Origin of the sequence: Stieleria sp. (assembly GCF_041595215.1) — a bacterium.
Classification (GTDB): domain Bacteria; phylum Planctomycetota; class Planctomycetia; order Pirellulales; family Pirellulaceae; genus Stieleria; species Stieleria magnilauensis.
The window spans coordinates 1-9730 of record NZ_JBFHKV010000202.1 but is presented as its reverse complement, the minus strand read 5'-3'; the positions used below and the strand labels follow the sequence as shown (position 1 = coordinate 9730).

Genomic DNA, 9730 nt, shown 5'->3' with positions numbered 1-9730 from the left:
GGCCCCGCCGGGTGCACGCTTGGCGTCACCGCCCGCGTCCTGCCGCTTCGGTGGCGTGTTTTTTTCCTGGTGTTGGTCTGCCGATGCGTCATCCTGAAGCTCACGGTGGAAGGCAACGCTGTGAAGCATTTCTTAGCGGTATTGGGCTTGCGCCCTTCCGCTCAAAGCTCGTCAAACACAGCGGATAAATGCTTCGCAGCGTTGGGTGCGAGGGTTGCGAGCATTCTAGCCGATCAAGCCGGTTGAGTTGTAGCTCAGCTGGTCATCGATCGAGAGCAGTCGGGGGTGATTATCCCCACGTGATCTCCGCCGCATTCAAACCCGCTCGCAGCTCGACCCTTGGCTCAGCATCGCAACGCCCTGATGCGGCATCCGTCCAATCGTTGTCAACGTCCGCCAACACATCGTCGATGGCCTGTGATGACATCGATTCGGCAAAGCCGACTTTCTTGGTGCGAGACCCTTCGACGGGCAAGGGGAAGACGCCCTCGTCCGTTCGCTCTGCCACTTTCGGTGTGGGCGGGGCGATCGAGTCCGTTGGGGTGGGCAGGATGATTCCTCGCGCGGCGCGAACTTGGGTCGAAGAGGTGGACGAGGTTGCCAGGTCCGAACCGGTGATGCCTCCGGCCGACGTTAGTCCCGCGGCGGCAAAGGCGACCGAATTCAACGTGCTGACCTTGCCGATCGAATCACTCGACGCAGCTTGTCCGACGGTTCCGCTGGAGAGCAGTTCCCGCAATTGCGAAGACGTGAGTTGCGGGTTGGCCGACAGCGTGAGCGCGGCGACAGCGGCCACGTGCGGACTGGCCATGCTGGTGCCGCTGAGAGACCGATAGCCGCCGCCGGCATAGGTGCTGTAGACACTCACGCCCGGCGCGTCGACTTGAACCGCCCCGCTGCCGCCCACGTTGTTGCTAAAGCCCGCGATGCGACCGGACGCGTCAAAGGCGCCGACTGAAAGCACGCTGGTCGATTCGGCGCTGTGCCGCGCCGGATAGCTTGGGCTGGCCGCCGATTCGTTTCCTGCAGCAGCCACCACCAACGCGCCTAAGGACGTGGCGTAGTCGATCGCGCTGGCGATCCGTGAACTGATCCCGCCACCGAGACTGAGGTTGATGATTTGCACGCCTAAATCGGCCGCGTAGCGGATGCCGGCAGCGACGCCACCATCGGTTCCGCTGCCGGAATCGTCGAGCACTCGAACGGGCAGGATCTTGGCATCGGGAGCCACTCCGGTCACGCCGAAACCGTTATCGCCCGCCGCGATCGTGCCGGCCACGTGGGTTCCGTGTCCGTTGCCGTCATCCGCAATCGCGTCTCCGGAGACGAAGTCGTAACCCGAAACGTCATCGACGAATCCATTGCGATCATCGTCGATCCCGTTGCCCGCGATCTCGCCGGGATTGACGTACAGGGCGCCGGCCAAGTCGGGGTGATCCAAATCCACTCCGGTATCAACCACGGCAACTGTCACGCCTTGTCCACGGTAGCCGGCCGCCCACGCTTCCGGTGCCGCGACGGCATTCAGATTCCATTCCCGGCTGCCGCCGTAATAGGCCACTTCCGCCAGCGGCGTCACCGTGGTCGGCTCAGGCGGCGGTGACGGCTGGGGTACCGGCGTCGGTGCCGCCGGGGGACTCGCCGTCGGTTGCGATGGCGATGTCTGAACGTCCAAGGTCAGTCGATAGGAAATGCTTCGATAATCGACCGAGGAAATTGCGAGGTAATACTCGCCGTCGGGCAGCGACCCCGAAAGCGATTCGCTGCGATTGGACGAACGCGTCGAAGAACCGATCAGGTTGCCGTTGCGATCGAGAACATAGAGATTCGCGTCGCGATTGAGTTGATCCAACGTGATCCGCACCTTGGCATCGGCGGCGATTTCGAAACGAACCACATCGATCCGGTCGAACCAGCTGAGCCGTCCGGCACGCTGCAGTGTTCCATCGACCACGCCAAAGTTGGCCGCCGTCTGCAGAGTATCGCCGGCGGCGTCGGAGGCGCTGACATTGACAGCAAGGTCTTGAATTTGTTGGGAGACGCTTTCGATTGCTGGGCTGTCATCAATCGGATGCTGTGACAGAGACAGTGAATCGCCGGCAAGCAGTCGACGTGTTTCGAGGGATTCGACCCCGAGCCGTCGGCAACTGGCAAAATGAACACCACCACGAAATCCTTTTCGTCGACGCATCACAGACCCACCACACACTGGCAAGAATTAGAACGGGGAACCCAGCGAGTTCGAGCCGACCGTATCAAAACCGGTGGGCCGGGTCAGGTTCAATTTTGCAACGTGGTTGAAGACGGCAACGTCGAAGTTGGGGGGAGGAGAATTGGTCAAAAAATTTGTTGGTCAAAAAATAAGGCGCCGGACCCGGAGCGTTTTTCAACCACACCATTTTTTGACCAATCAATTTTTTGACCAATCCATCGCGTGCACCCTACCTCCGGATCGACACGGTGTAGCCGCCACGATTGTTGCCCAGATCGCCGAGGTCGTCGTTGATCCGAAACAGCAACCAACAGTGTTCGTCGATGATGATTTCGGTGTCGGATTCCACGCTGCGGATCAGCAGTGGTTCGAGTTGTCGTTGCTCGTCGGTCTTGTTGGGCAAGACACACACCAGCAGCTGCCCGAGCGGTCGATCGTTGGCGTAGTGAATCGTGACCCCGGGAGGCTCGCTGATCCACGGTTTCGGATCGTCGTCCAGGCTGCATCGTCCGCGCGGGGAGACTTTGACGCGCATGCCGGGGGCGAATCGAACACCGACGCTCTGCCAGCCACGATCAGCCTGGATCGTCGTTTCGATCGGGTTGCCGCGCCAAAGTTTGTCGCGGATCGCTAAGTCGATTCGCTCGCGCGACCAATCAAATCCATAGTCGATGGTGTTGGTCAGCATCCGCCAGCGGGCTTGCACGATCGGCCACTGTTGACTCAATCGCCGTTTGAACGCAGTCGAAAACGCGACGGTTCTCAGGCTGCCATTTTGGGCTTCGGCTAACACAGCCGGTCGATACTCGGGGTACTCGGTGAGCAACATCGCCGCGACCCAGCTCCAACCGTACGATTCGACGTCGCTTTTCAGATCGGGCGGGTACTGGAGCACGGCATCGAGCGTCGGGATCCGCTGCTCGTCGCGACGTTGAGAGAGTAGTTTAAAACGTCCCCAGTAGGGAACCAGTTGCGTTGATTCCGGCACCACGTTGACTTCGACCTGACGGCCCGTGCCGCGGTGAACGCTCAGCATTTCCGCCAGCCCTTCGGCGAACCATGACGGTCCCGTGCCGCCGAACAGTTCGATCGCCAATGCATGCACGCCCTCGTGCAACAACAAATGCCGGGTGTAGTAGTCGCTTTTTTGGCGGATCACCCAGATGTTCGAATCGATGGCATAGCCAAACGGAAAACTCAAATCCGGCGGTAGATCTCCGCTGTCACGAAACCGCTGGGGATCGGCCATCACAAACGCGTCGACCCGCCATCGATCCAACGTCCCAGGCGGCAGTTGCCAAAACCGTTCCCACTGGGGCACCGCGGCGTCATAGGATTCAGCCAACTCGACCAGCGATTCCCGTGACCCCGAATCGGATTTCAGGACAATGTGCTTTCCCTCAACCACTTGCATTGGGGGTGGCGTTTGCGCCGATGCGACCGTAGCACTCTGCGCCGCGATGCCGATCATGGCGATCAGTGTTAGAATGCCGCTCCGGCAACGGGCACGCACTTGCATGGCAAGCTTGCGCGGCAACACACCAACAGGTGCCGGGTCGGAGCACCCTTCGACGTGGACCAAACGATCTTCAAAAAATGAAACCATTGCACCATTCTAACCTGCCGGTCGCGAAACGACGATTCACCTTCGCTCGGTCGCGGATGAGGCTGCTGAATTGGCCGCTGCTGATCTGCCCACTGTTGTTTTCGACTGCGGCATGTGTTCCGAAGGCGGAGCGGGACGTGGTGGTCTACTCGGCGCTCGACGAGCAATTCGCGACACCGATTTTTGCCGCTTATGAACGAAGTGTGGACTACGAGACCGGGATCGTCGGCAAATTTGATGTCGAATCGACGAAAACCGTCGGCTTGGTCAATCAAATTCTCGCCGAACAGAATTCGCCGGTTTGTGACGTGTTCTGGAACAACGAGATCATGCACACCGTTCGATTGCAAAAGCTCGGTCTGTTGAAACCGCGGACGTGGGCTGTTGCCCCGGGTTGGCCCAGCGACATGATCGCCAGCGACGGTACGTGGTGCGGATTTGCCGCCCGGGCGCGCGTGTTGCTGATCAACACCGACAAGATTCCTTCCAAAGACGACTACCCGAGCAGTGTGGCCGATCTGATCGATCCGAAATGGAAACACAACTGCGCGATGGCTCGACCCTTGTTCGGCACCACGGCGACTCATTTTGCGGTGCTCCGTGTCCGTGACGGTCATGATGAAACGCTGGAGTTCTTGAAACAGATTCACGACAACGCGGTGGTGTTGTCGGGCAACAAGCAAGTCGCCTTGGCGGTCTCGTCGGGCGAAGTCGCCTGGGGGCTGACCGACACCGACGACGCAATCATCGAGAAAGATCAATTGCGAAACGTCGCGATCGTGTTCCCCGATCAGCAATCCGACCAACCGGGAACCCTACGCATTCCCAACACGTTGGCGATCTTGAAAGACGCTCCCCATCCCGTCGCCGCGGAATCGCTTGCCGACTACCTGGTTTCTGCTCAAACCGAAGACCGGTTGGCGATGGGGGACAGCAGCCAATTGCCGATCAGCCGTGACAGCGAGTACCGGCCGCGCGTGATGCCGAAAGAACCGGTGCGCTGGATGAAAGTCGATTTCGAAGCCGCCGCGGAAGGCTGGACCGAGTGGGCCGAAGAAGTGATGGCGGTGTTCCCGGATTGACAATCTGATGCAGGGCGAAGCAGAATCCAATGCTCGGTTCGCCAACGGCGATCCACAAGATAGCCTGGGGTGAGACCGGATGAGCCCCAGCGAATCCGGGCGTAACCCCAGATCTGCTTTTTGGGCAAACGCTACGGAAAGATTTCCGCCGGCATACCCTACTGATTCAACGCCATTTGCACGACGTTGGTGACGATCTTGGCGGCGTCTTCGGTTCCGTAACCGGGGCATTGGACGGAGTTTTGACTTTCGAGCGCACAGCTGATGTCCAGCGGCGAAAACACCACCGCGACCACCTCATCGACTTCGGCGTATTCCAGGATGGGTGGTGAGGTTTGCCGACGGATTTGTTGGCCGCCGGCTCCGCGACCGATCCGCCGGATGGTGACCGACCGCAAATCGTAACCGAAGTACTGCGGGGTCAGCATGGGATGGTCCGAAGGCATCGATTGCAGCGAGTTCTGGCCCAGCACCGCGGCCAACTCACGGCGAAACGCTTGGGCGAACGCTTCGTCGCCACAGATCGCGGTGCCCAAAATCACTCCGCCGTGCTCGATGAATTGGCGCAGCGCGTCACGCTGCTCGGCGGACAGCACAAAGTCGCGTCGACCGTGGACCCACAGCACCGACACTTCGGCCAAGGCTTGCTCGTCAAACCGGACTGGGTCTTCGGGCACGCTGATCGCCACCTGCGTTTGATTGCGGATGATGGTCGAGGCGTTGGGCAGCGCACGACGCGCGTCTTCGCCGCCGGCGCCGACGTCCAGCCGAGCGATTCGCGTCGTGCCCCGCTCGGTCAATTCCATCGCGTCGGCTTGCAGCACGATCTGGGCGTCCAGCTTGTCTTTCAATTCACGCCCGGTCGCATAGGCGATGATGTTTTGTCCGATGCGGATGGAGTGATCGATTTGGCGTCGAACCGGATCGTCGGTTTCACCACGCTGAAACAGCCGGTCGCCTAATTCCCAACGACAGGTCAGGCTTTGCGGAACATAAAAGACGGCGGTGCGACAGCAGGCTTGGACGCCATAGACCCAAAACCCGTTGGGCATCGCGGTGATATCGACATTGCGTTCGGCGTTCCACACCGGATGTGATGTCGGCAAGCGTTCCAGCGGGGCATTGGGGTACCACTGGGCGCAGAGGTTGGCGACGCTGTTTTGAAAATTCGCCGCGTTACCACAGCCGCTGTCGCCGCTGGCGTCAAACACAATCGTGCCGCCCTGGTCCACGTAATCCTTCAGCAGCTCGCTTTTCTCCGCACTCAACGACAGCGTTTCTTTGCCGCTGATGACCAACACCGGTGTTTGCAACAAGTCGATCAAGCCGGCGTTTTCCAGCTGGACGGTTTGCCAAGTCAGGTCGCGCCCCCAAGCCCGTTCGACATGCCGCACCAGTTGCCGCAACGCGTCCGGGTGGGGTTGCCATTCCCGTTGGTCCGTCTTGTCGCGTTCCAGTTGCCCGACGACGACCTGGCGTTTGCCTTTGGACAGAAACAACAACGCGAACGACGTGGCGACGGTGGGGCGTTCCCATTGTCCGCCTTCCCAAAACCCTTGAAAACCGTCCTGCTGGCGGATCAGTCGTTCGGCGCCTTCGCGATACCAATCGTGACCGCCAAAGAAGCGGCGTCCGGAAAGTCGCCCCGTCCGTTCGATGGCGTACAGATAGTAGTAATAGGTGTCGGCGCTGCCGCCGGGATTGACTTCGGCGCTGAATCGTTTGCCCAGCCAATCGAGGCCGCGGGCGATCGGATCTTGTTTCGTGGAATCACCTCCGCAACATTCGATGCTGCCGTCCTTGACCGATGAACTGGCGTTGCCCAGGCGGCCGTTGGCGATGATCAGCGACGCGATCCCGGCACAGGTCATGCTTCCGGTCGGTGCACCGCCGGTGTAGCTCCAACCGCCGTTGGGATTCTGCTGCAATTCCCAATAGTCGATCGCTTGTTCAAACACCTCCGGCTTGACCGCCACGCCACGGTCTTGGGCCGCCCCAAGAGCGAGGAGTGCGAACTGCGCGTTCGAGGGGTCGCCGCCGAATTGTCGTTTACCGCCGTAGCTCCACGCCCCCGTGGCGGTCTGAGCCTCGGTCAACCAAGTCACGTTGTTGCGAATGCGCGGTAGATCGCTGGCCGATCCGTGCTGACAAAACACCAGCGTTTGCAGCGCGACCGAGTACGTGCTCTCGGCAACCGTGGCCCGCAGGTACGTCATCGCATTCTTGATCGCGGGATCATCACGCGAGACGCCGGCATTGAGCAATGCCAGGGTGCACAGCGAAGAAAGGCCGCACGACTGGCCCTGAAACTCATCCCAACCGCCGCGATCGTTCTGGGCGCTGCGAAGATAGGTAACGCCGCGATCGATCGCGCGATTCACCGCCGCAGCATCCACCTCGGCGTGGACTTTGGAAGGAACGGCGGCCGACGCGACCACGAGCGACAAAAACAGAGTGATGCAGCGTAACAATTGGTGGTCCCCCCCCTTACCAGTAACCCAGGTCTGCATCTTACACTGATTGGTCCGTGCGAGCGATGGTCATGCCCGTACGCTGTCGCAGTCCGGCTGATATCATTTGGAACCTCGGCGGTTTGCCATGGGCGGTTTGCGGCAGAGCATGTCCGCAGCGGCAGTGCCCGTCCGTTATTTTACGGACTTGGGATTACGCCGCGGGACTGATATCGTTCGACTGATCCGGTAGAAACTGCCCTTCGTTGGCGCTTTTCAGCTTTCGGTCCGTGCCGAGACATTCTTCCCAATCACATTGCAAGGTAGCTGCCCTATCGTGAGCGCCCCGACTCCACCCCATCCGCCGGCCGGCAAACCTGGCGGCCAGCCCGGACGCAACCTCGGCGACGTCCTGCGTGAGTTTTCCGACCATCAAGCGACGATCCGCAGCGAACTTTCCAAAGTCATCGTCGGACAATCCGAAACCATCGAGCAATTGTTGGCCGCGATCTACACCCGCGGTCACTGCTTGCTCGAAGGCGTGCCGGGATTGGCCAAGACCCTGATCGTCAGCACACTGGCCAGCATTCTGGATGTGTCGTTTAAACGGATTCAGTTCACACCCGACCTGATGCCCTCGGACATCACCGGCACACAAGTCCTGGAAGAAGACGAACACGGCAAACGCAGTTTCCGTTTTGTCGAAGGCCCGATCTTTGCCAACATCTTGCTGGCCGACGAGATCAACCGCACCCCGCCCAAGACCCAGGCCGCATTGCTCGAAGCGATGCAGGAGCGCCAGGTCACCGTGGGACGCGAAACCTTTGCCCTGCCCAAACCGTTCTTCACCATCGCCACCCAAAACCCGATCGAGCAGGAAGGCACCTATCCGCTGCCCGAAGCCCAACTCGACCGGTTCATGTTCAACATCAAACTGGACTATCCCTCGGCGGCCGAAGAAGAGCAAATCCTGACGACGACGACCCGGGGCGAAACCGCGACGGTCAACAAGGTCTTGTCCGCACGAGCGATCTTGAATGTCCAGCAACTCGTCACCAGCGTGGCGGTCAACCCGTTCGTGATCAAGTATGTCGCCAGCATCGTCCGCGCGACTCGGCCGTCGGACGAAACGTCACCCGACTACATTCGCGAGTTGGTCGATTTCGGCGCGGGACCTCGAGCCGGCCAAAACTTGATCGCCGGCGCCAAAGCGATGGCGGCGATGGAAGGCCGGTTCAGTGTCGACGTCGATGACGTCCGGCGGATTGCGCTGCCGGTTCTGCGGCACCGAATCGGGACCAATTTCCAAGCGACTGCCGAAGGGATGGACAGCGACTCGCTCGTGACGCGATTGCTCGATGACATCCGACCGCCGCAACCCGAAAAGCTGGCCAAATGAGCTCCCTGCTCTCGCCCGAAGCGTTGCAGAGTATCAAACGGCTGGACTTGCGCGCCCGCATGGTCGTGCGGGGGTTTTTGCAAGGCTTGCACAGCAGCCCCTTTCACGGCTTCTCGGTCCAGTTCAGCGAACACCGACGCTACAACCGCGGCGACGACCCCAAGCTGATCGATTGGTTGGTCTACGCCAAGACCGACAAGTATTTTGTCAAACGCTTTGAATCGGAAACCAACCTGATCGGGTACCTGGTCATCGACCTGTCCAAGTCGATGGGGTTTACCGAAAACCAGTCGATGACGAAATTCGAGTACGTGACGTGTTTAGCCGCCGCGCTGACGTACTTGATGATCATGCAGCAAGACCCCGTCGGGCTGATCACGTTTGACGAGAAAGTCCACGCCTCACTGCCGGCGCGTTCCCGCCGCGGGCACATGGGCGACGTCATCGCCAGACTCTCGAACCTGAAGCCCGCCGGCGCGACCGACGTCCCGGCATCGTTGACACAAGTCGCCGCGATGTTGAAACAACACTCGCTGGTGATGCTGTTCAGTGATTTGTGGCCCAGTGACGATGACGAAAAAACGTGGCAAGAACAAATCGCAGAAGTCGTCTCGGCATTGGCGCGACTGCGGCACGCCGGACACGACGTCATCGTCTTTCACGTCCTGGACGCGGCCGAAGTTGAATTCCCTTATGATGGTCCGGTGCAGTTCACCGATTCGGAATCCGGCCAATCGGTGTCCGTTGATGCGACCGGGTTCCGTGAAGACTACCTGGCGGCGCTGGCCGAGTTTCGCGACGCCTACCGCGACGGCTGCAATCAACTGCAAATCGATTACGTCCCGCTGGATACCAGCATGCCGTTTGACACTGCGTTGACGGAGTATCTGACGCAGCGGCAGAGCCGGTTTTAGCTGGCTAAGACGCGGAGGGAGTGGCAAAACGATGGGGGCAAAACGATGGGGGCAAAACGATGGGGGC

The 9730-nt window shown here is 60.1% G+C and carries 6 protein-coding genes; 3 read left to right on the top strand and 3 right to left on the bottom strand.

From position 1 onward, the window contains the following. Positions 1-289: 289 nt before the first annotated feature. Complete coding sequence (locus tag ABX749_RS10310) at positions 290-2191, bottom strand: S8 family serine peptidase (RefSeq protein ID WP_372895905.1); 1902 nt, start codon at positions 2189-2191, stop codon at positions 290-292. A gap of 250 nt (positions 2192-2441) precedes the next feature. Further along, the gene (locus ABX749_RS10305; protein WP_372895904.1) at positions 2442-3818 is read right to left on the bottom strand and encodes a hypothetical protein; all 1377 of its coding nucleotides are present in this window, start codon (positions 3816-3818) and stop codon (positions 2442-2444) included. 56 nt (positions 3819-3874) lie between these two features. On the opposite strand from ABX749_RS10305, the gene ABX749_RS10300 reads away from it, so the two are divergent. Further along, positions 3875-4900, top strand: coding sequence for an extracellular solute-binding protein (locus tag ABX749_RS10300; RefSeq protein ID WP_372895907.1), 1026 nt, complete (start codon positions 3875-3877; stop codon positions 4898-4900). A gap of 158 nt (positions 4901-5058) precedes the next feature. Here the strand turns inward: ABX749_RS10300 and ABX749_RS10295 are convergent, their stop codons facing one another. Then, positions 5059-7371: a DUF4159 domain-containing protein gene (locus tag ABX749_RS10295; protein ID WP_372895903.1), complete on the bottom strand. Its 2313-nt coding sequence runs from the start codon at positions 7369-7371 to the stop codon at positions 5059-5061. A 391-nt stretch (positions 7372-7762) separates the two neighbouring features. On the opposite strand from ABX749_RS10295, the gene ABX749_RS10290 reads away from it, so the two are divergent. Further along, entirely contained in the window at positions 7763-8749 is a 987-nt protein-coding gene (locus tag ABX749_RS10290; RefSeq protein ID WP_372895906.1) for an AAA family ATPase, read from the top strand. Beyond that, the gene (locus ABX749_RS10285; protein ID WP_372895902.1) at positions 8746-9663 is read left to right on the top strand and encodes a DUF58 domain-containing protein; all 918 of its coding nucleotides are present in this window, start codon (positions 8746-8748) and stop codon (positions 9661-9663) included. Before ABX749_RS10290 ends, ABX749_RS10285 begins: the two co-directional genes overlap by 4 nt. Positions 9664-9730: the final 67 nt, after the last annotated feature.

Excerpts from the sequence above, each read along its gene's own strand:
- ABX749_RS10310 (WP_372895905.1), bottom strand. The coding sequence starts at position 2,191 with ATGCGTCGACGAAAAGGATTTCGTGGTGGTGTTCATTTTGCCAGTTGC.
- ABX749_RS10305 (WP_372895904.1), bottom strand. The coding sequence starts at position 3,818 with ATGGTTTCATTTTTTGAAGATCGTTTGGTCCACGTCGAAGGGTGCTCC.
- ABX749_RS10300 (WP_372895907.1), top strand. The coding sequence starts at position 3,875 with ATGAGGCTGCTGAATTGGCCGCTGCTGATCTGCCCACTGTTGTTTTCG.
- ABX749_RS10285 (WP_372895902.1), top strand. The coding sequence starts at position 8,746 with ATGAGCTCCCTGCTCTCGCCCGAAGCGTTGCAGAGTATCAAACGGCTG.